This is a genomic window from Mucilaginibacter flavidus (assembly GCF_024055575.1).
In the GTDB taxonomy this organism is placed as follows: domain Bacteria; phylum Bacteroidota; class Bacteroidia; order Sphingobacteriales; family Sphingobacteriaceae; genus Mucilaginibacter; species Mucilaginibacter flavidus.
This window is the reverse complement of sequence record NZ_JAMXOE010000030.1, coordinates 1-24,642: the sequence shown is the minus strand read 5'-3', so window position 1 is coordinate 24,642 and position 24,642 is coordinate 1. Positions and strand designations below refer to the sequence as shown.

Sequence of the window (24,642 nt, the reverse complement as noted above, 5' to 3'; positions counted from 1 at the left end):
TCATGAAAAAAAATATCAAAAAATATAGCATCCTGTTTGCGGCGGCCACCCTGCTTTTTGCGGGCTGTAAAAAAGATTATGGCGATTTAAATAATGCAACCATACAGGATTTATCAAAAAACGCATCACAAAGCGAATTAAACAACCTGGTGAGCGGTACGGAATCGGGCATGAGGAACGGCCTTAATTTTTACCTGGATGATGTAAGTATCATCGGCCGCGAAGGCTACCGTTTTTCGGGATCGGAACCGCGGTATGTTCTGGATCTGCTTGGTGCTAACAGCGCTACCTTAAGCGGCAGTAATTTTTATATTACCTTCCCCTGGGCGGCCAGGTATGCCGTGGTAAAAAACTGTAATATCCTTATCCAGGCTGCCAATAATTCTACGCTGATAAGCAGTGCGCAAAAGAAAGGCTATATTGGCTTTGCCCGCACCATTAAGGCCTACCAGCTTTTATTAAACCTTAACCTTACCTATACAAAAGGTATAAGGGTTGATGTGGCAAACCCCGACCATTTGGGGCCGTTCCTTACTTATACAAATAGTTTGGCGGCAATCACCGCTTTGCTCGATTCGGCAAAAAGTGATTTCAGCGGGGCATCTATTTCGTTCCCTTTAGCTGGTTTTGCAGGATTGGATGACGCAGCAGGATTAACGCAGTTTAACCGCGCGCTTGCTGCAAGGGTAAGCGTGTATCAAAAAAACTGGCAACCGGCGCTCGATAATTTAAACGCATCGTTTTTTAGCCTGACCAAAAATTTCAACACCGGCGTGTTCCATGTTTTTGGCACAGGATCGGGCGACCAGCTGAACCCCGTATTTATCCCGCAAAACCAAAGCGGCGAACAACGGGTGGCGCACCCAACATTTGCTACCGACATTGAGGCCGGCGACGACAGGCTTGGCAAAGCCACGCTGCGCACCAGCCCCGCAGCACTAAGCGGCCTGAGCAGCGACAGGGACGTGTGGATTTACACCTCGAGCACCGCGCCGGTTGGCATTATCCGCAACGAAGAACTGATACTTATTTATGCGGAGGCTAATATCCAGCTAAATAATTTTGTGGAAGGCGTTAAAGCCATTAACGTTATCAGGAATGGCCACGGCCTGGGCAATTATGCCGGCGCGGTTACACAGCCGGCTTTAATTACCGAGATGCTAAAGCAAAGGCGCTACTCCCTGTTTTTTGAAGGCCACCGCTGGATTGATATGCGGAGATATGATTTGTTGGGCACATTGCCAATTGATAGAACCGGCGACGATGTTTGGACAGAGTTTCCGTTACCGGTGACTGAGCAATAGTTGATTTGATTTAGAGGCTCCGTGCTTGCTTTGGTTTCTTGTTTTTCGTGATTTTTTAACTGCGGGGATGAGGGGAGGAAGGTGGGTGCGGGGCTTTTTTGCTGAGGGATGACGGTGTTTTACATAGCGATGGGTTTGAAAAGCTGTCGCTATGATGGTAATTCGCACGATAGGTAAGTGTAGATACAATCTACAGGCATAGTAGGCTGAAGTTGCAAACTCGAACAGCGAGGTTTCATCTGCCAGGTACAAGTTGGTGATGTTTTAATTGTACCTAATAAATTTGATTGACTATAGCTACAGCGTAGGAAATGCCGGTTACCTTGAATTAAGCGAGTGATAACCTACCCTGCCTATCGACCGCCACATCGCCAGTTCTTCTTTGTACCTGTCATTAATTACCTCGCAGGTACTGTCAATACGCATGGTAGGCCGGTCGGTCAAATTGTAGGCTGGCCACTCGGGAACATCCTTTGCAGCAGGCTTACCGGTCCTTGCAAAAGTAGTCCATAGCTCCGCCATATGATGCGATGCAATAAAGCGCTCAGGCTTGTTCCCGCTTAAAAAACCGGCCGGCGCACCAGGCACTTCATTATTGAATTTGAACGTAATATCCATAGCATGCGGTGTACCGAAAGGATAATCAGTGCCGGGGACCTTTGCTTCTGATTTATAACCAAAGTTATAAAGATATACCGGGGCGCCATGTTGTTCCGTTTTCCTTTCTGCGATAGCAATGGTCCCAAGTCCCATCATATTGATTGATTTAACAGCCATCCAGATATCACTTGCCGACGCGTTCGGCCTGGTTTCCCTGTAGGTCGCAATTATTTTCTGCGTATCAGCACCGAACTCCGGTTCAAATTTTGTTTGTAATGCCTCAAATGTAAAGTCGTTTTTCAGTGCACCGGTATCATGCGAAGCCATCGCGAAAAATGCCCATTCATCTTCATTCCAGCCCGTCATGAGTGGCTTATCCTTTGAAATTTTCGGCGCGAAGGGATCAAACGGGTCATTGGGCAGTGCAACCCCGTCCACCACCGGCGCAAAATTATTAGGAACGAACCCTACCACGCCGTGTTTGCGGATATAGTCGCTCTCAGCCATTAAGGGGGGAACTTTATTTTGAACATCCACCAGGTCCCCGATGGGAATATCAAGTATTTTTTTCCAGTCCTTGATATCGATATTTAGTTCCTTAAACACCAATTTCGTCATTTCGATTGCTGCCTCCTTTGGCAACATCCGAAGGCCGGGGCCGCTTTCGATAGAGGCCTTATTAAAATATGGCGCCGCTGCGGGCATGGCATACAAGCAGCTTGTTTTTGCGCCACCGCCCGACTCTCCCCAGATCATCACATTACCAGGGTCGCCGCCAAAAGCTGCAATATTCTTTTTCACCCACTTTAGGCCGTCGACGATGTCCAGGAGACCGTTATTACCCGAACCGGCATATTCCGGGCCAGCAATATGCTCCAAATATAGAAAGGCCATTAATCCTAACCTGTGATTGGTCTCTACTACCACCACATCAAAAAAACGGGCAAGGTTTGAGCCATCCTGATCAAGGGCGCCGCCAGAGCCGTTAGAAAAACCGCCTCCATGATTGTAAAACATCACAGGACGTTTTTTATTATCATTAGCCGGCGTCCAAACATTTAAAAACAAGCAGTCTTCGGCTGGCTTTGGTTCGTTTACTGCGCGGGACTGAAATTGTGATTGGATAGCGGGGGCACCAAGTTGTAAAGCGTCGCGTACACCCGTCCAGGGCTCCAAAGGAGCCGGCCTTTTAAAACGCCTGTCACCCGAGAGTGTCCCGGCATAAGGAACGCCCTTGAATAAACAAACCCCATCCTTTCTGATACCTCTAAGCTTGCCCTCAGAAACTTCGGCTATTACGAAATCGTCTTCAGCCAGAACTGAAGAACTGGCAAATTTTGGGAGGGCAATTGCAGCGCTAATTAATGACAACTGCCCTAAGAATTTTCTTCTGGTTGATAGATGCATAACTTGGTCTTAAATGGTATTAAACAAATGTTTAACATTAGTTAATTATTTCGTTTGAATTTTCCCGAGATGCACAACCACAACAACCTCGTTGTATTAATTCTTTGTTTTTTGAGCACCATCCCAATGCTCCGCAAGTTTTCCATTTTCTATGCGAAACATGTCGAACCAAGTGGATGTATATGTTTTTGTGCTGTCCGCCGGGTCGGGAAATTTCCCGGCAAAACTTATCACTACCAGGTCACCTTCCGCAACGATAGCAACTACAGGCGCTTTTATAGTGTCCACAATTGGTTTAGGCTGTGCAAATTTCGAAAACAACTCAACAAATCCTTTTCTTCCTGTTGGAACATTCGGATTATGCTGCATATAAGTTTCGGCGAGATATTTATCTGCCAATTCGAGATGACCAGCTTCCAGCATTTCACGCCAGCAATCGTATACCAGTTTTTTATTAGCTGCAAGCTTAGGATCGCTGCTTTGCAATAATATTTTTTGACTTGCAAGCGGTATAGAAGGCAACTGTGCAAAAATGTTATTTGCACATAAAGCAATGATTACGATAGAAAGTGAAATGAACTTTTTATTCATTTGCAATTTATTTTTAGCGTGTAATAAGAATGCGCACAACTTTAGAAACCAGGAATTAACGGGCTTTTGCAAACTCGCCGTCAGCTGCGATCTCAACTTCGTCGCTTACAAGTATTGTAGGTGTGTTTGCACCAATATTGAAGTCTGAACGCTTTAATGTACCCCGTAATTTAAACCCGGCATCGCTTTGCTTGCTATTTGGGTTCTCCTTTGTGCCGCGGTACCAAAGGTCCATCGTTACAGGTTTTGTAACACCATGCATGGTAAGGTTGCCTATAAGCTTATACTTGTTCGTTCCATCTGCCTTTATTGATGAACTTTTGAAAGTGATAGCCGGGTATTTCGCTGCATCAAAAAAGTTAGCACTTCTTAAATCATTGTCACGCATTTCAACTTCGGTGTTGATCGAAGACACATCTGCAGAAAGTTCAAAAACGGCATCGCTAAAATCAGGCTTGCCTGCAGTTATGGTCACAGTAAAATTTTTGAACAAACCATCCACATCCGAAAGCAAATGATGGGTGACGGTAAACTTAAGTTTGGAATGCATTTTATCATTTGTCCATGTGGTTGTTTGGGCAAATAATGAGGTTTGTAAAAGCAGTGCAACTGCAAATAATAATAATTTCTTCATGTTTAATAATTGGTTTGAATTTAGTTAAATGAAAACTTCAAGGCCTTCCAAATTTATATTCCAATGCTTAGTTTAACGATGGAAAGCGTCGGGGTAAAAATAGAACGTATCTGGCTCAGGTGTCTTGACGCAAATCAAGAAATTATATTGATTTCGATCAATGATTATGCATTTGTCTTTTTAACAGAAAGTTTCTTTCTAACCCGGCTCAGCGTTTCAGGGGTTAAGCCGAGATAAGAAGCGATCATATGTTGTGGTACGCGCTGCATAATATCCGGATAAATACTTAGCAGTTTAGTGTATTTTTCTTCGGTAGATAGCGTGAACATATCTATTAACCTTTTTTGCAGCGCAATGTATGCACCGCGATACTGAGCATAATTAAATTTGAAAAATTCGGGAATAGCAGTCTCCAGATAGACGTGTGCAGTTTTGCTCATCAATATCAATTCAGAATCGTCTAATGCATCAATATTCAGATTAGATTTATCTTCAGTGATAAAACTGGATATATCAGAAATAAACCATCCCTCCGGCGCAAATTGAATAATTCGTTCGTTGTTTTTTTCATCAACAAGATAAGAACGGAGCATGCCTTTATTTACAAATGCCACCGATTTGCAAATTTCTCCTTCCTGCAAAAAATATTGGTGTTTTCTTAACTTTTTTACAATAACATGCTGCCTGAAAATTGCTTTATCAGCGTCTGTGAGTGTTATCCCTTTTGATAGCTTATCGAAAAAATTATCAAGCATGGTTATCTAATCCGCTAATTTAACTTTTTTTATCCGACGATAATTGCCCTGATGTGATTAAGAACTGACAGCGTTCGGGAATCAACCGGTATATTCACCTCAACCCCGCTATCCGAAACTTGCAACGTCGGACCAATATGCCTGTAGACTGCGCCTACACAATTCCCACTCACTTCCCAAACCTAAACCCTACCGTTTTCGGTTCTTCATTCTCAATGGCTAGCCCCTGAATGTAAAGCTGGTCGTCTATCAATTTATAGCTTAGGGACGCTTCGTCGATTTTAAAGTTGTCGGCGGCAAAAGTTTCTTTGAGGGGTTCCAGTATCGCCTTGCGGTCGAAGCTTTTACTGAGTTTTAATTGGTCGTTATGCTGTTCAAGAAGCATTCCTTCAACTTTGTACGAAAACATTTTGGCATTCATATCTGATTTCCTTTCCCTGGTATCGCTAAAATTAGGAAAATAATTGATGCGGTGTGGAGGTTTCGCTTTCAGATTGCTGGCACTTTCCGGCGTAATCCTGCCGGGTAATGGCGAAAAGGCAGTGGCACAGAACACTGGACACCCCATCCATGTTGGTGAAAACACCATAGGTGTTCGGAAGATTTTTTTTGTGATTGTGAGCAGAGCGAAGAACTATCTCTTGAGCGCAGCGAAAAATCTTCTACGTGCAGCGTTTGCATTCATATTTCTTTATTTATTATGTAAATCCAAACGGGTTTACAGGTGTAAACCCATTTATTTTTGTAATATTTTGGATATCAGCCAATTACCATTGTTCCGGGCTATACTGTAAACCCTGCCTGTAAACCCCTAATCAAACCGCTGATTATCAGAACGTTTCAAATTAAAAAAACAAATATACCTGATAATCAGCATGTTCCGTTTTTATTCGGGGTGTTCCGTGTGGAAAAATGGAACGCTTCGTCAGCCAGAAATCTCCCCTAAACAAAAATCCCGCCTGGTTGGGGCGGGATTAATAATAGGTTTATAAATAAAGTTTTAGTTGTTATCGGTACTGGCGCTGCTCTTATCTGTGCTTTGTTTTTGCAACTCGGCCTTAAACGACTCGAGCATGCGGCCGCCACGATAAAAATAGCGACTATAATAAGCGTCATCGAGGCTGCTGATGGCAACGCCGCGGGATGAAGCGTGCGCAAACCTGTTGTTGCCTAAATAAATGCCGACATGTGATATACGGCGGCTGTGTATTTTAAAGAATACCAGGTCGCCTTCTTTCAGTTCGTCGCGTTTTACAGGACTAACCATGCTGAAAATATCGCGCGAATTGCGCTGGATATCCATGTTGAAAACGTCGCTGTATAATTCTTTGGTGAATGCTGAACAATCTATTCCTTTCCTCGAGCTTCCGCCAAAACGGTACGGGGTACCGATCCAATCGTAAACAAAGTGAAAAAGTTTCATGTTTGATGTAGCCGACATAGCCACACCCATTATTTGGGATAAATAATCCTTAGCAAGTGATTCCTGATCATCAGTGTTTTTATCGTCCGATGTTTTTGGACTGGTATTTGTTTGAGCCTGGGCTGCTAACACACTGAAAAATAACGCAATAACGATAGTAATTTTCTTCATTTAATCAATTAGTTTGTTGATTAGGCCAACAAATTGTTTATTAAATTGGACACCCTGTCTATTGTTCGCTACAAAACTATCCTTTTTTTTTAAAATTGCAACAGAATGACCATTTTTTTTCAACATTTGTCTGCTAATGTTAATTAACTGCCTGATTTTTTTTGATAAATGTAATTGATGAAATTTTTTTTCTTTTAACTTAAATATCAACATACTAACAATCGGGTGCTTTTTAACCCAAAATGGGGTTGAAAGTCGCCTTTAAACTTGTATCGGGATGGCAAGATAAGCCCGATATTAAAATTATTACAATGTTTTTAATAAAATAGTGTTTAAACAACACCATTGCTTTTCTATATTTCACAGATATAATTAGATTTGCGCATTATAATAAAATTGATCATTAATAATACATGAGTTCAATCGAAATAAATAAGGACACATACCTGATGTGGTATGAGGCTATGCTTTTGATGCGTAAGTTCGAAGAAAAAGCCGGGCAACTGTACGGTCAACAAAAAATAAGGGGCTTTTGCCACTTATATATAGGCCAGGAAGCTGTATTGGCCGGCGCGATGTCGGTACTTAAACAGGAAGACAGCATGATAACCGCTTACCGCGACCATGCGCACGCCATAGCAAAGGGCGTAACGTCAAACAGTATAATGGCAGAGCTTTACGGCAAAGCTACCGGCTGCTCAAAAGGCAAAGGCGGCTCGATGCACATGTTTGATAAAGAAAAACATTTTTACGGCGGCCACGGTATAGTTGGCGGCCAGGTACCACTTGGCGCAGGTATAGCCTTTGCCGAGAAATATAAAGGTACCGAGTTTGTAAACGTTGCCTACATGGGCGACGGCGCCGTACGCCAGGGTGCACTTACCGAAACTTTTAACATGGCTGCCCTTTGGAAATTACCCGTAATTTTCGTTTGCGAAAACAATGGTTACGCAATGGGTACATCGTTAGAGCGTACTACTGCACAAACAGACATTTATAAATTAGGCTTGCCTTACGGGATCCCTTCGTCACCCGTTGATGGTATGGACCCTGCTGCAGTACATAAAGCAATGGACGAAGCCGTTCAGCGTGCCCGTGCCGGCGAAGGACCAACGTTTTTAGAAATGCGTACTTACCGCTACAAAGGGCACTCAATGTCGGACCCGCAAAAATACCGCACTAAAGAGGAGCTGGAATCATACAAAGCAAAAGACCCTATTGAACTAACCCGCCACACCATACTTTCGGAAGGTTATGCCGATGAAAAATGGTTTGAAGAAATAGATGCGAAGGTAAAAGCTGAGGTTGATGAGTCGGTGAAATTTGCTGAGGAGTCGCCATGGCCGGAAGCATCGGAATTGTATACCGATGTGTACGTTCAAAAAGATTACCCTTATATAATGAGCTAATCGTTATAGCTAAATTGAATTTATAAAGAACTATTGAATCAAATAATATATGGCCGAAGTAGTTAAAATGCCAAAAATGAGCGATACCATGACCGAAGGGGTATTGGCTAAGTGGCATAAAAAAGTTGGTGATAAGGTAAAATCGGGCGACGTGCTGGCTGAGATTGAAACCGATAAAGCCACCATGGATTTTGAATCGTACCAGGACGGCACCTTGCTTTACATTGGTGTTGAAGAGGGCCAGGCAGTACCTATTGATGCTGTAATTGCAGTTTTGGGTGCAGAGGGCGAAGATTACAAAGCCGCCCTTGATGCGGCAGGTACCGCCGCCCCGGCAGCAGAAGCAGCCCCGGCCGAACCTGAAAAGAAAGAAGAACCGGCAAAAACAAAGGCCCCTAAAGCTGCTGAAGATAAAAAACCGGCAGACGCTGTTGAAGTAAAACCAAAGGTTGACAAAAGCAGCATCCCGGCAACCGTTATCCGCATGCCTGCCCTGAGCGATACCATGACGGAGGGCGTGATAAACAAATGGAACTTTAAAGTTGGCGATACTGTAAAAAGCGACGATTCATTAGCCGATGTTGAAACAGACAAAGCTACCATGGAAGTTGTTGGTTACGAAGCCGGCACCTTATTATACATAGGCCCTAAAGAAGGTGAAGCAGCACCGGTTAATGGCATCATAGCCATTGTTGGTAAAGCGGGAACCGACATCACACCTTTGCTAAGCGACGATGAGGCTGCCCCTGAAGCTAAAGCTGAAGAAGCACCTGCAGCAGAAGCCGCTCCGGCGGAAGCAGAATCTGATAGTCCTGCTGACGCAACATCAAGCGACGACAGCCGTGTTAAAGCATCGCCACTAGCACGTAAAATAGCCAAAGAAAAAGGCATCAACCTTAATGATGTAAAAGGCAGCGCCGAAGGCGGCCGCATTATTAAGAAAGATGTGGAGGAATATGTACCGGCTGCCAAATCCGCAGCGCCTGCGCCTGTAGCAGCAGCATCGGCACCTGCTGCTGCGCCTGCCGAAACCAGTGCACCGGCACCTGCTGCAAAACCAGCACCCGCTCCACTTGCACCTTACACCGGCGAAGAAAAGTATACCGAGAAACCGGTTAGCCAGATGCGTAAGGTGATCAGCAAGCGCTTAAGCGAAAGCTTGTTTACCGCACCACACTTCTATGTAACCATGAGCATTGATATGGACCAGGCAATTGCTGCCCGTACCCGCATTAATGACGTTGCCCCGGTTAAAATATCATTTAACGATTTTGTGCTGAAAGCATGCGCTGTTGCCTTAAAACAACACCCGGCCATCAACTCATCATACCTTGGCGATAAAATACGTACCAATGAGCATGTACACATTGGCGTTGCCGTTGCGGTTGACGAAGGCCTGTTGGTTCCGGTTGTACGTTTTGCCGATGGCAAGTCATTAAGCCGCATCAGTGCTGAAGTGAAGGACTTTGCACAACGCGCAAAAGCCAAAAAACTACAGCCTGCTGATTGGGAAGGTTCAACCTTTACCATATCAAACCTGGGCATGTTTGGTGTTGAGGAGTTCACCGCTATTATAAATACGCCTGACGCCTGTATCCTTGCCGTTAGCGGCATACAGCAAGTGCCGGTTGTTAAAAACGGCGCCGTAGTACCGGGCAACGTAATGAAAGTAACGCTAAGCTGCGACCACCGCGTGGTTGACGGCGCAACAGGTGCTGCATTCCTGCAAACGTTAAAATCGTTGCTGGAAGAGCCGGTGAGGTTGTTGATTTAATTTGATTTCGGAATTCGGTCCTCAGTTGGCGGATCGGATTTGGCATATTTAACAGCGATGAACTTTAGGGTTTATCGCTGTTTTTGTTTGATGCCTTTTTGTCATTCTGAGCAGAGCGAAGAATCTTATGCAGAAGAAAGGTCGCCGTCATACCTGCACAGCGTTAATGTCGCACGTAGAAGATTCTTCGCTTTGCTCAGATTGACAAATCGTGGACTATTGTAAACAGCATAATTTACTACCTTGCATATCATTATGCTCTACTTCTCCATCATCATCGCCATCGTTATCAGCTTTACGCTCTACCAGCGTAAACGCCGCCGGGCACTAACCCAGGTTATCCTTACCGATGCGCAAAAGAAGCTGCTGGCAAAAAACATCGATTATTATAATAAGTTATCGGATACCGATAAGCTCTATTTTGAAGACAAGATTGAGCAGTTTTTGGATGATGTGCGCGTTGAAGGCTTAGGCCTGACCATAACCGATACCGACCGCCTGATGGTAGCGTCGAGCGCTGTGATACCCATTTTTAGGTTTAAAGACTGGAGCTACCGGAATGTTACCAACGTACTGTTGTACCCCGATACCTTTGATGAGGATTACCAGTTTGAAGGAGCTAACGGCCGCAATATTATGGGCATGGTGGGTACAGGGTATATGAACGGGCAGATGATATTGTCACATAAAGCGCTCGTGAAAGGATTCTCAGCAAGCCATGGACAGGAAAATACCGGCATCCACGAGTTTGTGCACCTCATTGACAAAGCCGATGGTGAAACAGATGGCATCCCCGAAGGCTTTTTGCCGTACGAATATATTAAACCCTGGGTACGCATGATGCACCAGGAAGTGCACAAAATTGAAACCGGCCATTCGGATATCAACCCTTATGCCACCACTAACGAGGCTGAGTTTTTTGCGGTAGTAAGTGAATACTTTTTTGAAAAACCCCACGAGTTTGAAGCGAAGCACCCGGAGTTGTATGAAATGTTGAGCAGGATATTTAAATCTTCCTGATATTCATTAGCTTTAAGCAATCAACTTCATCCTTATGTATCGCAAAAATCTTTTTTATGCCGTTATTGGCCTTCTATTCCTTAACGGTATTTTCAATCCTCTTTCGGCGCAAAAAAAACCAGCCATTTCATTAGCGACGTTAAAACAGGGCCAAACCATTAACGGCTTTAAGGCAGTTGCTGTTTATTTAAACGATGCGGACAAACCCATGGGCGGGCGTTTTGTGCATATAACCACCGGTTTTACATTGGATTTGTTGCAGGTGGAGTCGGTGCCACAGACGTTTATTTATGCCAATACCTTCCCGGTAAGCGAAAAGGGCGAACCGCATACACAAGAGCACCTGCTGATAACCAAAGGCAGCAAAGGCCACCAGTTGAATACCCGTGAGGACATGTCGCTGGCTGAATCAAATGCATTTACATCGCAACTGCATACCGCTTACCATTTTAATACAGGTGGCGGTCCGGAAGTTTTTTATACTTTGTTTGAAAGTTATCTTGATGCGTTGCTTTATCCCGACTATACCAGTGAAGAAGTTAGCCGCGAGGTACGAAACTGGGGCATTACGCAAAACCCGGATAAAACTTTGCGGCTGGAAGAAAAAGGTTCGGTTTACAACGAAATGTCATCGGGCATGAATAACCCATACGCGTTATTATCCGATGAACTAGGTAGGTTGCAGTACGGTCCAAATCACCCTAACTCATATAATGCCGGGGGACTTCCGGCAGGCATCAGGGTGCTGAATGCTGCCGACATTGCCGCTTATCATAAAAAAAACTACTACCTCGGTAATATGGGGGCCATCACTTCGTTGCCCAAAAACATGCAGCTAAGCGGTGTGCTTAGCCGTACAAACTCCATCCTTAGCCGATTAAGCAAGGGTTCAAAAAGTGCTGCCAGTGCCAACAAACTGCCTCCGCCCCACCCCGCCGAAAACGGCAAAATGGAAGCCATTGAATATCCAACCGAAAATGCACAACAACCCGGCACTGTGTATATGTCGTTCCCGCCTGCACTAAAGTTAAGTACGATTGAGTACATCAAACTGAATAATTTTTTGAATGTATTTGCCGGCGACGCAACCACCAATTTGTACAAAATATTTGTCGACAGCAAAACCAAAATACCCGACTTTGATGCGCAGTCGGTTTTTGCCTATGTGGATTTTAAGCAGGGCGACCCAGTAACCATAGGCCTTGATGGCGTAAGCGCCGAAAACCTTACTAATGATAAGGTTACCATGGCCCGTAACAAAGTCATTGACGAGCTTAAGCGGGTTGCCGCCTTCGCTGACCACTCGCCCGAACTGCTGGAATTTAACAAGCGTTTTGCAAGCAGCCTGTTAAGCAGCAACCGCAGCGACGCCAAGTTTGTGAATAGTCCGCCAAAATTTGGTTTTCGCAATACCGGTGACAACTGGTACCTGGAACTGCAAGTTTTAGAAGGTGTGCCTGGTTTTACAAAATCGGTAATGCTGAAACCGCAGATGGTCGAGGTACGCCGTGAACTGGCCACCGGTATAAACATCTGGAAGCCGCTGCTGGCTAAACTTGATTTGGAGCACACATTACCGCTCACCGTTTACAGCAAGGCAAGCCCGGCGTTGCTTAAAAAACAGGAAACAGCACGTAAAATCCGCGCCGAAATAGAAGTGGCAAGACTGAAAGACCTATACAAAATTGATGACGACCAGGACGCAATAAAACGCTACAAAGCCGTGTACGATTCGAACACCATGGTGCTCGAAAAGCTGGAGCAGGCCGGCAATATTAAATTTATTGAGCACCCGCCCCTTACACTTGATGATGAGCTTGTTTACAAACGGCAGGTGCTGGGTAATGATGTGCCGGTAGTTGCATCGGTATTTGATAACATGACAAGCGCGACTACGGGCCTGGCCATAAACTTAAAAGGCATCCCGAAGGACAAAATGGTTTACCTGGCTGTGTTACCTGATTTGCTTACCGCAACCGGGATAATTAAAGATGGCAAAGCGATAAGCTACGAGGACATGATCCAGCTGGTGCAACAGCAGATATTGAGCATTAACAGCTATTACGGCACCAATGGCAAAAGCGGGCGGGCCGAACTGGTTATAAGCGCCGCCGGTAACAACCAGGCTGAAGCGCTTAAGGCGATAGAATGGATGGGCGATGTACTGCAAAACCCCAACTGGACCACCGCCAACCTGCCGCGCCTGCGCGATTTGGTTGACCAGGAACTTACCAGCATCCGTAAAACCATGCAGGGCGCCGAAGAAAGCTGGGTAAATAACCCGCAGCGGTCATATCTTTATCAAAACAGGCCACTGTTGCTGGCTACCACGTCGTTTCTGACACGAACATTTAACATTTTCAGGTTGAAATGGATGCTGAAGGATAGTGGCTCACCGGCTGATGCGACTGCTTTAAACGCCTGGCTCGGTAATTTAGCATCAGCACAAACCAATCGCGGCGATTTGAAGAAACTGCTGCGCGTGTTAAACAGCACAACAGCGATGAGCGCCGATTCCGCCGGAACGAATAAACAATTGGCAGAGGCATTTAACCAGTTGCCGACCGGCGCAAAAGCAATAGCAAAAAACGCCGCGCAGGATTTGGAGCAAGTATTAAATGATATACCTGATAACTCATTGGCTGCTGATTGGAAGATGGTGTGCAAAACCCTGCAGCACGACCTTGCCCAAACGCCTGAGCAAACCCTTGCCGAACTTAACAACCTGCGTAAAATGTTATTGAATACCACGCAGGCAAGGGTGTTTATGGTTGGCTCAGCCGCAACCGAAGACAAGCTTGGCGCAAGGCTTAATAACCTGTTTGCCGGTTTTAGCCATACGCCGCTGACCCCGCAAAGCTACCCTTCGGCAGGGCTGATAGATGCACGCGTAATGGCGCGGATGAATATGACTGCACCCCCCGTTTATGCCGGCCTTATTGCACCTGATATGCATAACGGCGTATTTATCAATACTGCACCTATTGGCACCTACAAAGATACCGGCCGCGTTAGCCTGCTTAAATTTTTAGCTGCAGGCATATACGGCGGCGGTGGTAAACAAAGCGTGTACACCAAAACTACAGGCGCTGGCCTGTCATACAGTACCGGCGTAGGTGCCAACCCCGGCAGCGGGCGGTTTTTATATTATGCTGAGCGCACGCCCGAATTGCCGCAAACCCTGCGCTTTGTTATCGACGAGATAAAGCGCTCGCCTGTTGATACCGGGATAATGGATTACATCGTGTCTGGCGCAGTAGGCGGATTCCGCTCAGCCGGGGATTACGAGACACGCGGCGAAGCCATGGCCAACGACCTGGCCGACGGCAACCTGCCCGAAAATATCAAAACCTTTAGGCTGGCCATATTAAAACTACGAAAAGAGCCGGGAATAATAAAACAGATTTATGGGTATAAGGATGAGGTTTACCAAACCATATTGCCCGGCTATGGAAAACCGTCAAAAGACGTACCAGGCGGCAACTATTTTGTCATCGGGCCTGAAAAACAGATGCAGGCTTATGAAACTTATTTAAAATCGGTGGATGGGACGGAAACCACATTGTACAGGTTGTATCCAAGGGATTTTTGGATGGTGGATGGGGAGTAGGTTGATAGCTTTTTCTTGACCATACTTTGTAAGATAAAACTCATGAAAAAAATATTGACGGTCATCATTATAAGTTTTTCAATCGTTAGCTGTAGGGAATCTTTTTATTACCTTAAACTTCCTACATCGTATAATGGGCATAAGTTTGTATATAAGTTAAAAATCCCACAAAAATTTGTACTGATGAGTTATCATCCCAAAACTGGCGAAGCCAGTGAAACGGAAAATTCAGCACATCTGGCAGATGGAACAACTATTTACATTACAGATAATATAAGTTCAGGAAGCAATTACAATGAGCAAAAAATTGCAAAATATGGGGAAAATTTTGGAATGCTAAATTATCGGCTAAATGATACGGCAACACTTTATGGTGTATACAATGGCAGATATTGGAAAGAAAAAAAATATCCGCTGGTGGTTGTGGGATATTATAACGTTGATGGCAATGATGTCAAATCATATGACAAGCTTTTAAATGATATAGCAATGCAAGTAGACAGTTTGAAAAGGATCGGTGGAAAATGAAAGGAAGTGTTCAACCTGTTGATGGAAATACAACCAACCGAAAGCCATCTGTAAAAACAAAATCCCTTAAACTATCGCAAGGCTCGCGACTTGTGGTCCGCGTTTAAGTAGCAGGGCTTGCTCGTCAGACTGTGTCGTCCTTAAAAAGCTTACACCTTTAATAATTTCTCCCGTTATAAGTTTACAGCCTTGCCCACCAAAAATCACATTTTATAGCCATTTGTAATCAGCTATTGAAATTGATTCACTAACCTCAAAAATTAGAATCATTGATAACCAGCGTGTTCCACAGCGTTCCAGGTGTTCCGCGTGCAAAAATGGAACGCTTTGCAAACGGCTGCACTTATTTATATTGTTATTCGTTGCAATTATTCAACGCAAAAAGTGTAAACTTTTGAGGATTGAGAGGCTAAGTTTTGTACCGGGTAATTTCGTAAATCCCCCCTTTATCCATCAAAAATTTTACCTTCGTCCCTTACAATAATCATTAGATTTGACATTATGAACAACGGGCTAAAAATTGCCATTGGCGCCGACCATGCCGGCTTTGAGTACAAAAAACAACTGATTGAATCGCTAAATATTGCTGAGGTTAAAGACTTTGGAACTTATTCGGATGCTTCGGCAGATTACCCCGACTTTGCCCACCCGGTTGCATTGGGTGTTGAAAGCGGCGATTTTGATTTCGGCATCCTGGTTTGCGGCAGCGGCAACGGTGTGGCCATTACCGCCAATAAACACCAGGGCATCCGCGCAGCCATTTGCTGGAACGAAGAATTGGCCGAGCGTGCCCGCAGCCATAACGATGCAAATATTGTTTGCATACCGGCGCGTCATATATCAATAGAAGAAGCAAAAAAAATTGTCGCTATATTTTTAGACACCAAATTTGAGGGCGGGCGCCATGCAAACCGGGTGAATAAGATTGCTTGTTGAGGAAAAAGGTGAAAGGTAAAAGGCGAAAGGTTTTGAAAGGAAAAGGATTGCGCCCCTTTACCCCTTTGAGTTAGTTGGCTGTGGTGACACAGCCAAGGGTATGTTTTAATCCGGTAGATGCCAATAGATACTGCCACTGCTCCCTGCTACTTTTCTGCTATGAACCATCCCGCACGTGCCGGATCAACAATGAACCAAAGAAACTAACTGACCAAAAATGAATAAATTATTATTAACCCTCGCCAGCATTGGTTTGGTAACGGGGGCCTGCGCACAGCAGAACAAAACAGCCATGAAGTATGCTGAGATCGTCAGCCCTGAATTGGCTAACAAGCACCTCAGCATTATTGCATCAGACGCTTTTGAAGGCCGTGAAACCGGTAAACCCGGCGCCGACAAAGCTGCCCACTACATTGCCGATGAATTTAAATCGCTGGGCCTGCAGCCTATAGTAAACGGTTCGTACTTTTTTGATGTACCCGTAGTACAAAACTCGTTCAAGGTAAATTCGTTCACTGTAAACGGTACCGTACTCGAAATGGGTAAGGATTTTACCGCACGCGGTGGTGCAGGCACCAAAAATATTGATGCTAAAGATGTAGTATTTATTGGCTACGGTATAGGCGCCGATAATTACGACGACTTAAAAGGAGTAGATATTGCCGGTAAAGTGGTCATCTACATCAGCACCGGCGAGCCGACGAGCGATGGCAAATCGAAAATTACCGGGACTGAAAAAGTATCGGACTGGAGTACTCCCCGCAGCAGGAAACGCCTTGATTTGATACAAAGCAAAAAACCTCTTTTAATATTAGCAGTAACTACAACCGCTCCCGCAGGTGGCCCAAGGCCCGGCGGACAAGGTGGTGGTGGTCGCGCATTGCCAATGATGCTAAAACACGAAGGCGAAAACCCCGCGGTAGTTATCACCATCCCGATGGCAACTGCCGACATGATTTTAAAGAACAGCGGCAAAACCATTGCTGATTTAAAAGCAGCTATCGACCAGGTCGGCGCGCCGCAATCACAAACAGTTAAGGCCGATGTTGTTGCATCATATGCTACCGAAGAGATACCTGTAAAAGCCGTTGACGTACTGGGCTTTTTACCAGGCAGCGACGCTAAACTTAAAGACGAAGTGCTGGTAATATCCGCACATTATGACCATATCGGCTTAATGCCCGAAGGCTCTAAAGATATGGTAAACAACGGCGCCGATGATGACGGCTCGGGTACTACCGCCATTATGGAACTTGCCAGGGCGTTTTCAAAAGCAAAAAAAGATGGTCATGGCCCGCGCCGCAGCATACTCTTTTTAGGTAATGTAGGCGAAGAAAAAGGCCTGCTGGGTTCTGAATATTATACTGATCATCCGGTTATCCCGTTGGCTAATACCATTGCCGATTTAAATATTGACATGATTGGCCGCATTGGGGTTGATTACATTGGCAAGCCTGATTCGGCAAATAACGTTTACGTTATCGGTTCATCAATGCTCAGTAATGATTTACACAAGGTGGGCGAAAACGCCAATAACCTTTACACCCATCTCGATTTGGATTACAAATACGATGATCCTGCCGACCCGAACCGTTTTTATTACCGCTCGGATCACTACAATTTTGCCAAGCACGGCGTGCCTATCATATTTTACTTTAACGGCGTACATGCCGATTATCACCGCCCAGGCGATGAAGTAAGTAAAATAAATTTCCCGATGTTAGCCAAACGCGCACAGCTTGTATTTTATACCGCATGGGATCTGGCAAATGCCGACAAACGCCCTGTTGTTGACGGGAAGAAGTAATATTTTTGGATAACTAACCGATTTTAATAAGCGATAGAAAGGTAACTATCGCTTATTTTTGTTTAAACAAATTGCCTACTTTAAGCCGCTAATAAAAAAATATGAAAAAAATTATATTATCCATCGCCCTGGCTGGTTCAATAACCTGCGTTTGGGCACAGCAAAATCCTACCGCCATGAAATATGCGGGCATCATAAGCCCGGACCTGGCCAAAAAACATTTAAGCATTATTGCATCTGACGCATACGAAGGCCGTGAAACCGGTAAACCGGGCGCCGAAAAAGCTGCACATTATATTGCAGATGAGTTTAAATCATTAGGCCTGCAGCCAATTGTAAACGGCTCGTACTTTTTTGATGTTCCGCTTACTGAAAACTCGTTGAACGCAACTTTTGCCGTGGGCGGCAAGTCATTTGCAAATGGCGACAGCTTTTACGCAGTTCAACCATCAACAGACAGGGCGCTAAACACCAGCGAGATCGTATTTGTTGGTTACGGCACCGAAGCTGAGATTGGGAACACCGACCTTACCGGTAAAATCGTGCTTTGGATAAACGAAGATAAAGCCGCAGATGGCAAGCCGCAGGGAACCAGTTTCCGTGGTTCGGAAGCACGCGCTGCAATTACTAAAAACCTGTTGAGCAAAAACCCGGCGATAATTTTAGCCGCAAACTCTGAAATTGCCGGTGTACTTACGAAGTACAAAAACTATATCCTTGCCCCGCGCTTAACCATCAAAAAAGAAGATACAAAACCAGCTGAAACCAAGCCTGCTGTTTTCTGGATAACCAATGAGGTTGCAGAAGAACTGGTAAAATCGGGCGGAAAAACTTTCGAACAACTTAAAGCAGGTAGCGGCACCGCGCAAACCATTAAAGCTGATGTTAAACTCAGCTACAACAGCGTGAAAAAAGATGTAAAGGCGGTTGACGTGCTGGGCTTTTTGCCGGGCAGTGACCCTAAGCTGAAAGATGAAGTGCTGGTAATATCTGCACATTATGATCATATCGGTCTACTGCCTGAAGGCACTAAAGGCGACCGCGTTAACAACGGCGCGGATGATGATGGCTCGGGCACTACCGGTATAATGACAATTGCAAGGGCGTTTTCAAAAGCAAAAAAAGATGGCCACGGCCCGCGCCGCAGCATATTGTTTTTAGGTAACGTGGGCGAAGAAAAAGGCCTGCTGGGTTCTGAGTATTATACTGATCATCCGGTTATCCCATTGGCCAACACCATTGCCGATTTGAACATAGATATGATTGGTCGCGTTGGTTACGAATATAAAGGTAAAGCCGATTCTGCAAACTACGTTTATGTGATAGGCTCGGGAATGTTAAGTACTGATTTACATAACGTTGGCGAAAAGGCGAACAAAACCTACACCAACATGGTGCTTGATTACAAATATGACGACCCGAAAGACCCGAATGATTTCTATCACCGGTCTGACCATTACAATTTTGCCAAGCATGGCGTGCCAATTATTTTCTACTTTAACGGCGAGCATGCCGACTACCATGGCGTTGGAGACGAGGTAAGTAAAATAAACTTCCCGCTGTTAGCCAAGCGCGCCCAACTGGCGTTTTACACTGCCTGGGATTTGGTGAACGCCGATAATCGCCCTTTAGTTGACGGAAAGAAAGAAGAAGGAAGCAAGTAAGTTAGTGAGTGGTTGATTAGGTTGATTAAGTTATAATCCATTTTTAATCTATTAGGACGATATACTGCAAAGGGGTGAGCATTTAGCTTACCCCTTTTTTATTTGCGTAATAACTTAATGTATTCAAATAGTTAAGTCAAAAACAACAAAATTAACTTAATCAGCCCTAATCAACTGCTCACGTAATAAACTAAATAACTAACTTCGCAATATGGGAACTACTGCTGACGAATTCCTGGTAACATCCGAAGGTAAAGCCTTTGATATGGATCATCGCCGCATTATCAATTATAATATTGGTAAGTACGATGCTGCGGTAGACAGGGGATTGTCAAAGATTATCAACCTTGAAAACACCAAACGCAAGGCTCATGTGGTAAAGTGGAAGGTGATGGAAAACCTTGATAAGATTTTACCGGAGTTTGAAGCTAATTTCCAGAAACGCGGCGGCAAGGTAATATGGGCGAATGATGCCGAAGAAGCCAACCGCGAGATACTGAACATCATCAAAAAAGCAGGCGCTAAAACGGTTGTAAAATCAAAGTCGATGGCAACCGAAGAAATTCAGATGAATGAATTTTTAGAGGCTAACCACATCGAATCGTTAGAAACCGACCTTGGCGAATATATTGTACAGCTACTCGGACAGCGGCCTTATCACATTGTTACGCCGGCCATGCATTTATCAAAAGAGGATATCGCAAAGCTGTTTAACGAAAAATTTGGCACACCGCTTGATTTTACGCCCGAGCAACTCACCCAAAAGGCCCGCGAGTTACTACGCGAAAAATATGTGCAGGCCGACGTAGGCATAACCGGTGCTAATTTTTTAATTGCCGATACCGGCAGCATAGCCATTACCGAAAACGAGGGCAACGCCCGCTTAAGCACTTCGTTCCCTAAAATACACATTGCTGTTGTGGGCATCGAAAAAATTGTGCCATCGATAATGGATCTCGACCTGTTTTGGCCCATGCTGGCTACACATGGCACCGGGCAAAACCTCACGGTTTACAACACCATATTAAGCGGTCCCCGCCAACCCAACGAAACCGACGGCCCCGAAGAGATGTACGTGATATTGCTGGATAACGGCCGCACCAACCTGCTTGCACAAAAGGACCAGCGCCAGGCTTTATATTGTATACGTTGCGGTGCCTGCCTGAATGCATGCCCGGTTTATAAAAACATTGGCGGCCATACTTACGAAACCACGTATAGCGGCCCCATCGGCTCTATCATTACGCCACACATGGCCGGGATGGAAGAGTTTAAACACCTAAGCTACGCCTCAAGCCTTTGCGGGAAATGTACCGAGGTGTGCCCGGTAAAAATAGATATCCATAAAATGCTGCTGCTTAACCGCCGCGACTCGGTACAAGAACACCTGGTAAACACCAAAGAAAAATGGGGCTGGTCGCTTTGGAAAAAGGCGATGCTTAGCCGTAAGCTTACTGACTTTTTAAGCGGTAAAACAAAAAACATTATGCTCCGCACCTTCTTCAAAAAAACCTGGGGGCATTATAAAGAGATGCCAAAAGTCGCCGATAAATCATTTAGCAGGATGTACAAGGAGAAAAACAATTTTGGAGAGTAGAAAAAATGCGAAAGTCCGAACGCCAATTGCGGAGTGTAAACAGCTACTTTATATTCAAAAACATTCCGCATTCGACACTTCGCACTCCGCATTCAAAAAAATCCGAAATCGAAATTCCGAAATCCGAAATTAGTTAGTGTTTATTTCCAAACCCAAACTCTTTATATGTATTCGGTAAGTCTTCTGAGCTGCTGAAGGGGAAGGTGTATGAGGTCCACCAGCTTTCATAGTCCGCGTCTTTGTCTTTGGTTGGCTCAATACGCACGCTTCGCAAAAGGTAGACGCCTTCACGGCTCAGGTTAAATGTTACTTCTCCCTCCGGGCTGGTTGTCAGATTTTGGGTATAAACATTGCCGTTGGTGGTTTTTATGTATAAACCAACAGATGCCGATGCCGCAGGCTTCCCTTTAAATTTCAGCACGGCAATCATATCGTCGCCATAACGCTTTTTAAAAGGGTTTTCCTTTAAAATCAGCTCAAAATCCTCATTTAAGTTCTTTTGGTAGGCATCGCCTTTCGCTTCGTCGACAGATACCAGCGTTTTTAAGTAGCGGGTATATTTTTCTTTTACCCTGAACTGGTTGCCGCTCTTTACTTTTTCGGCCATCTTGTCAAGTCCCTGGTTATTTAGGAACTCGGCATAGGCATCGCGCGAAGTAAAGCTGAACTCGTAGCTCCTTGTCATCTCAATTAATGCCTGCCCGGGGATTGTCATCTCGTAACTCAGCACCGGCGCTGCGCTATCCTTTGCAGCTTTTGTTAAATCAATCTTTTTGGAACCGGTATACAGCATAAACCGGTTGGTTTTATTTGACTGGTAAGGTATTTCGGTGTCCTTTACAAATAAATCGCCCATCAGCAGGTGCAGGTTAAGTGTTCCCCCTTTGTGCATATAAAAATATTCGGGCAGCAGGAAAAAATCATGGGTGGCGGCTGATATCGCGATAGCAGCGCCAAGGATAAAAAGTATGAGTGGGGTACGTTTCTTGTAGTTCATTAGTTCAGTTGTTCATTAGTGGCACGGTCGATACCAATCGCTTTTGTTAGTTATCGGGTTGAATATAATGACTTAAAAAGTTCGAATTATTTTGCAACAGCAATAATACGCCGCAAACTACCAATAAAAGTTAATTTCCGATAAAATTTAATACTTTCCACCTTGCGCAGCACTCCAATGAATAATGACTAATGACCAACGTTCGCCGACTAATAAAAAAACTTCAGTAGTTTTGCCGGATGATTTTCGACCGGAAAAACCTGAATAATGGCCAATTAATTGAGTTTTATAAAAAATTGCTTTGGCCGCGCCTTGTTGAGGAGAAAATGCTCATCCTATTAAGGCAGGGACGTATTGGCAAATGGTTTTCGGGCATTGGGCAGGAAGCTATTGCCGTTGGCAGCACCCTGGCCATGACAGCCGACGAATACATATTGCCCATGCACCGCAACCTGGGTGTTTTTACTACCCGCGATATCCCGTTGTCGCGCTTAATGGCGCAATGGCAGGGCAAAGCTTCGGGCTTTACCAAGGGCCGCGACCGTTCTTTTCATTTCGGCACACAGGAGTATAAAATCATTGGGATGATATCGCACCTGGGGCCGCAGCTGGCCCTGGCGGACGGCATTGGGTTGGCGGATGTACTCGGCAAACGTAAAAAGGCAACCCTGGTGTTTACCGGCGAAGGCGCCACCAGCGAGGGCGATTTCCACGAGGCTTTGAATATTGCCGCCGTTTGGAAACTGCCCGTTATATTTTTAATCGAGAACAACGGCTACGGCCTTTCGACACCGATAAGTGAACAGTACAATTGCAAATATTTGGTTGATAAAGCCATAGGATATGGCATGGAAGGCCGTCGTATTGATGGCAATAACCTGCTTGAAGTTTACCATACCGTGAGTGAAATTGCCGCCAATATGCGCGAAAAACCGCGGCCTGTTTTGTTGGAATGCATGACCTTCAGGATGCGGGGACACGAGGAAGCATCGGGCACCAAATATGTACCGCAGCAGCTGTTTGACATCTGGAAAGAAAAGGACCCGCTTCAAAACTTCGAAAGGTATTTATTGAGCGAAGGCGTGCTGAAACCCGAATGGATTCCGCAAATGAAGGCTGAATTTGTGACCCAGATAGAGACCGAAATCGAAAAGGTTTTTAGTGAGGCAGATATCATCCCCGATATGGAAACAGAAATCAGGGACATGTACAAGCAGCACAACTTTCCAACTTTCCAACCTTCCAACTTTTCAACAACTCCCAAACGCTATATCGACGCAATAAGCGATGGACTGAGACAGAGTATGCGTAAGTACCCAAACCTGGTAATTATGGGTCAGGACATTGCCGAGTACGGCGGCGCATTTAAAATCACCCAGGGATTTGTGGAAGAGTTTGGTCGCGGGCGGGTGCGAAATACACCCATTTGCGAGTCGGGCGTGGTTGGGGCTGCTATGGGGCTGGCCATAAATGGCTACAAGGCTGTTATGGAAATGCAGTTTGCCGATTTTGTGAGCGTGGGCTTTAACCAGATAATAAACAACCTTGCCAAAACGCATTACCGCTGGGAACAAGCGGTTGATGTAGTTATCCGTATGCCTGCGGGTGCCGGTACAGGTGCCGGGCCTTTCCACTCGCAAAGTAACGAGGCCTGGTTTACCAAAACGCCTGGGCTGAAGGTGGTTTACCCGGCTTTCCCCGATGATGCCAAAGGCTTACTGATGGCTGCTATTGACGACCCCAATCCGGTAATGTATTTTGAGCATAAATACCTGTACCGCAGCAATACCGGCAATGTGCCCGAGGGTGATTATTATGTTGAGATTGGCAAAGCAAAAGTTATTCAGGAAGGGAGCATCGCCAGCATAATCACCTACGGACTTGGCGTTCATTGGGCTATTGAATATGCAGCCAAACACCCGGATTTATCTGTAGAGATAATTGACCTGCGCAGCCTGCAGCCCTGGGACAAAGAAGCGGTTGAAGCAAGCGCCAAAAAAACCGGCCGGGTATTAATTTTAACGGAAGATACGCTAACCAGCGGCTTCGGCGGCGAAATTGCGGCACATTTGGCTGAACATTGCTTTAAATACCTGGACGCCCCGATTATGCGCTGCGCCAGTTTGGATACGGCCATACCGATGAACAAAGCATTGGAGGAGCAATTTTTGGCAAAGGCGAGGCTGGAGGAAACGATGGAAAAACTAATTAATTATTAATGCCACAAATTTTCACGAATTAAGGCGAATTTCACGAATCATGACTTGGGTAAAATCTGAAGCTGAGGCCCTTGTTGGTGTTGTCACCATGGGTGTTCGGAAGAAATCGATTATCCCCATAAGTGGATAATTTCGATGTGTTTTTAAGATAAATAGCCGGTTCTTTTGTTGCATGGAAGCCGCGCAGCTACTCGCA

Annotated in this window: 19 protein-coding genes; 11 read left to right on the top strand and 8 right to left on the bottom strand. The window is 45.1% G+C overall.

Annotated features, from left to right (window positions below; genetic code table 11):
• Positions 1-2: 2 nt before the first annotated feature.
• Positions 3-1,304: a RagB/SusD family nutrient uptake outer membrane protein gene (locus tag NAF19_RS27105; protein ID WP_252793508.1), complete on the top strand. Its 1,302-nt coding sequence runs from the start codon at positions 3-5 to the stop codon at positions 1,302-1,304.
• A gap of 318 nt (positions 1,305-1,622) precedes the next feature.
• On the opposite strand, the gene NAF19_RS27100 is transcribed toward NAF19_RS27105, so the two are convergent.
• The 6 genes from NAF19_RS27100 to NAF19_RS27075 all read right to left on the bottom strand — a co-directional run bounded on the left by NAF19_RS27100 (position 1,623) and on the right by NAF19_RS27075 (position 6,885).
• A complete protein-coding gene (locus NAF19_RS27100; protein ID WP_252793507.1) occupies positions 1,623-3,311 on the bottom strand; it encodes a carboxylesterase/lipase family protein in 1,689 nt (562 codons plus the stop codon).
• A gap of 96 nt (positions 3,312-3,407) precedes the next feature.
• Positions 3,408-3,902, bottom strand: a complete 495-nt coding sequence (locus tag NAF19_RS27095) for a nuclear transport factor 2 family protein (RefSeq protein ID WP_252793506.1) — start codon at positions 3,900-3,902, stop codon at positions 3,408-3,410.
• A 55-nt stretch (positions 3,903-3,957) separates the two neighbouring features.
• The gene (locus tag NAF19_RS27090; protein ID WP_252793505.1) at positions 3,958-4,536 is read right to left on the bottom strand and encodes a YceI family protein; all 579 of its coding nucleotides are present in this window, start codon (positions 4,534-4,536) and stop codon (positions 3,958-3,960) included.
• Positions 4,537-4,700: 164 nt separating this feature from the next.
• Positions 4,701-5,291, bottom strand: coding sequence for a Crp/Fnr family transcriptional regulator (locus NAF19_RS27085; RefSeq protein WP_252793504.1), 591 nt, complete (start codon positions 5,289-5,291; stop codon positions 4,701-4,703).
• A 169-nt stretch (positions 5,292-5,460) separates the two neighbouring features.
• Positions 5,461-5,880, bottom strand: coding sequence for a hypothetical protein (locus tag NAF19_RS27080; RefSeq protein WP_252793503.1), 420 nt, complete (start codon positions 5,878-5,880; stop codon positions 5,461-5,463).
• A gap of 411 nt (positions 5,881-6,291) precedes the next feature.
• Entirely contained in the window at positions 6,292-6,885 is a 594-nt protein-coding gene (locus tag NAF19_RS27075) for a C40 family peptidase (RefSeq protein ID WP_252793502.1), read from the bottom strand.
• A gap of 413 nt (positions 6,886-7,298) precedes the next feature.
• Here NAF19_RS27075 and pdhA point away from each other — a divergent pair, with 413 nt between their 5' ends.
• The 9 genes from pdhA to NAF19_RS27030 all read left to right on the top strand — a co-directional run bounded on the left by pdhA (position 7,299) and on the right by NAF19_RS27030 (position 21,230).
• The gene (gene pdhA / locus NAF19_RS27070) at positions 7,299-8,294 is read left to right on the top strand and encodes a pyruvate dehydrogenase (acetyl-transferring) E1 component subunit alpha (protein ID WP_252793501.1); all 996 of its coding nucleotides are present in this window, start codon (positions 7,299-7,301) and stop codon (positions 8,292-8,294) included.
• A 49-nt stretch (positions 8,295-8,343) separates the two neighbouring features.
• A complete protein-coding gene (locus tag NAF19_RS27065; protein ID WP_252793500.1) occupies positions 8,344-10,068 on the top strand; it encodes a dihydrolipoyl dehydrogenase family protein in 1,725 nt (574 codons plus the stop codon).
• A 255-nt stretch (positions 10,069-10,323) separates the two neighbouring features.
• Complete coding sequence (locus NAF19_RS27060) at positions 10,324-11,088, top strand: M90 family metallopeptidase (protein ID WP_252793499.1); 765 nt, start codon at positions 10,324-10,326, stop codon at positions 11,086-11,088.
• A gap of 34 nt (positions 11,089-11,122) precedes the next feature.
• Positions 11,123-14,698: a peptidase M16 family protein gene (locus NAF19_RS27055; protein WP_252793498.1), complete on the top strand. Its 3,576-nt coding sequence runs from the start codon at positions 11,123-11,125 to the stop codon at positions 14,696-14,698.
• A gap of 42 nt (positions 14,699-14,740) precedes the next feature.
• Entirely contained in the window at positions 14,741-15,226 is a 486-nt protein-coding gene (locus NAF19_RS27050; protein ID WP_252793497.1) for a hypothetical protein, read from the top strand.
• 501 nt (positions 15,227-15,727) lie between these two features.
• Positions 15,728-16,162, top strand: coding sequence for a ribose 5-phosphate isomerase B (gene rpiB / locus NAF19_RS27045; protein ID WP_252793496.1), 435 nt, complete (start codon positions 15,728-15,730; stop codon positions 16,160-16,162).
• A 217-nt stretch (positions 16,163-16,379) separates the two neighbouring features.
• Entirely contained in the window at positions 16,380-17,969 is a 1,590-nt protein-coding gene (locus NAF19_RS27040) for a M28 family peptidase (protein WP_252793495.1), read from the top strand.
• Positions 17,970-18,070: 101 nt separating this feature from the next.
• Positions 18,071-19,633: a M28 family peptidase gene (locus NAF19_RS27035; protein ID WP_252793494.1), complete on the top strand. Its 1,563-nt coding sequence runs from the start codon at positions 18,071-18,073 to the stop codon at positions 19,631-19,633.
• 211 nt (positions 19,634-19,844) lie between these two features.
• Complete coding sequence (locus tag NAF19_RS27030; RefSeq protein WP_252793493.1) at positions 19,845-21,230, top strand: LutB/LldF family L-lactate oxidation iron-sulfur protein; 1,386 nt, start codon at positions 19,845-19,847, stop codon at positions 21,228-21,230.
• A 133-nt stretch (positions 21,231-21,363) separates the two neighbouring features.
• Here NAF19_RS27030 and NAF19_RS27025 read toward each other — a convergent pair whose 3' ends face one another.
• Positions 21,364-22,227, bottom strand: coding sequence for a DUF4198 domain-containing protein (locus NAF19_RS27025; RefSeq protein ID WP_252793492.1), 864 nt, complete (start codon positions 22,225-22,227; stop codon positions 21,364-21,366).
• 239 nt (positions 22,228-22,466) lie between these two features.
• On the opposite strand from NAF19_RS27025, the gene NAF19_RS27020 reads away from it, so the two are divergent.
• Complete coding sequence (locus NAF19_RS27020; RefSeq protein WP_252793491.1) at positions 22,467-24,446, top strand: alpha-ketoacid dehydrogenase subunit alpha/beta; 1,980 nt, start codon at positions 22,467-22,469, stop codon at positions 24,444-24,446.
• Positions 24,447-24,458: 12 nt separating this feature from the next.
• Here NAF19_RS27020 and NAF19_RS27015 read toward each other — a convergent pair.
• Positions 24,459-24,642, bottom strand: a 184-nt coding sequence (locus NAF19_RS27015) for a hypothetical protein (protein ID WP_252793490.1), incomplete at its 5' end; no start/stop codon positions are given.

Excerpts from the sequence above, each read along its gene's own strand:
- NAF19_RS27105 (WP_252793508.1), top strand. The coding sequence starts at position 3 with ATGAAAAAAAATATCAAAAAATATAGCATCCTGTTTGCGGCGGCCACC.
- NAF19_RS27100 (WP_252793507.1), bottom strand. The coding sequence starts at position 3,311 with ATGCATCTATCAACCAGAAGAAAATTCTTAGGGCAGTTGTCATTAATT.
- NAF19_RS27095 (WP_252793506.1), bottom strand. The coding sequence starts at position 3,902 with ATGAATAAAAAGTTCATTTCACTTTCTATCGTAATCATTGCTTTATGT.
- NAF19_RS27090 (WP_252793505.1), bottom strand. The coding sequence starts at position 4,536 with ATGAAGAAATTATTATTATTTGCAGTTGCACTGCTTTTACAAACCTCA.
- NAF19_RS27085 (WP_252793504.1), bottom strand. The coding sequence starts at position 5,291 with ATGCTTGATAATTTTTTCGATAAGCTATCAAAAGGGATAACACTCACA.
- NAF19_RS27080 (WP_252793503.1), bottom strand. The coding sequence starts at position 5,880 with ATGGTGTTTTCACCAACATGGATGGGGTGTCCAGTGTTCTGTGCCACT.
- NAF19_RS27075 (WP_252793502.1), bottom strand. The coding sequence starts at position 6,885 with ATGAAGAAAATTACTATCGTTATTGCGTTATTTTTCAGTGTGTTAGCA.
- pdhA (WP_252793501.1), top strand. The coding sequence starts at position 7,299 with ATGAGTTCAATCGAAATAAATAAGGACACATACCTGATGTGGTATGAG.
- NAF19_RS27065 (WP_252793500.1), top strand. The coding sequence starts at position 8,344 with ATGGCCGAAGTAGTTAAAATGCCAAAAATGAGCGATACCATGACCGAA.
- NAF19_RS27060 (WP_252793499.1), top strand. The coding sequence starts at position 10,324 with ATGCTCTACTTCTCCATCATCATCGCCATCGTTATCAGCTTTACGCTC.
- NAF19_RS27055 (WP_252793498.1), top strand. The coding sequence starts at position 11,123 with ATGTATCGCAAAAATCTTTTTTATGCCGTTATTGGCCTTCTATTCCTT.
- NAF19_RS27050 (WP_252793497.1), top strand. The coding sequence starts at position 14,741 with ATGAAAAAAATATTGACGGTCATCATTATAAGTTTTTCAATCGTTAGC.
- rpiB (WP_252793496.1), top strand. The coding sequence starts at position 15,728 with ATGAACAACGGGCTAAAAATTGCCATTGGCGCCGACCATGCCGGCTTT.
- NAF19_RS27040 (WP_252793495.1), top strand. The coding sequence starts at position 16,380 with ATGAATAAATTATTATTAACCCTCGCCAGCATTGGTTTGGTAACGGGG.
- NAF19_RS27035 (WP_252793494.1), top strand. The coding sequence starts at position 18,071 with ATGAAAAAAATTATATTATCCATCGCCCTGGCTGGTTCAATAACCTGC.
- NAF19_RS27030 (WP_252793493.1), top strand. The coding sequence starts at position 19,845 with ATGGGAACTACTGCTGACGAATTCCTGGTAACATCCGAAGGTAAAGCC.
- NAF19_RS27025 (WP_252793492.1), bottom strand. The coding sequence starts at position 22,227 with ATGAACTACAAGAAACGTACCCCACTCATACTTTTTATCCTTGGCGCT.
- NAF19_RS27020 (WP_252793491.1), top strand. The coding sequence starts at position 22,467 with ATGATTTTCGACCGGAAAAACCTGAATAATGGCCAATTAATTGAGTTT.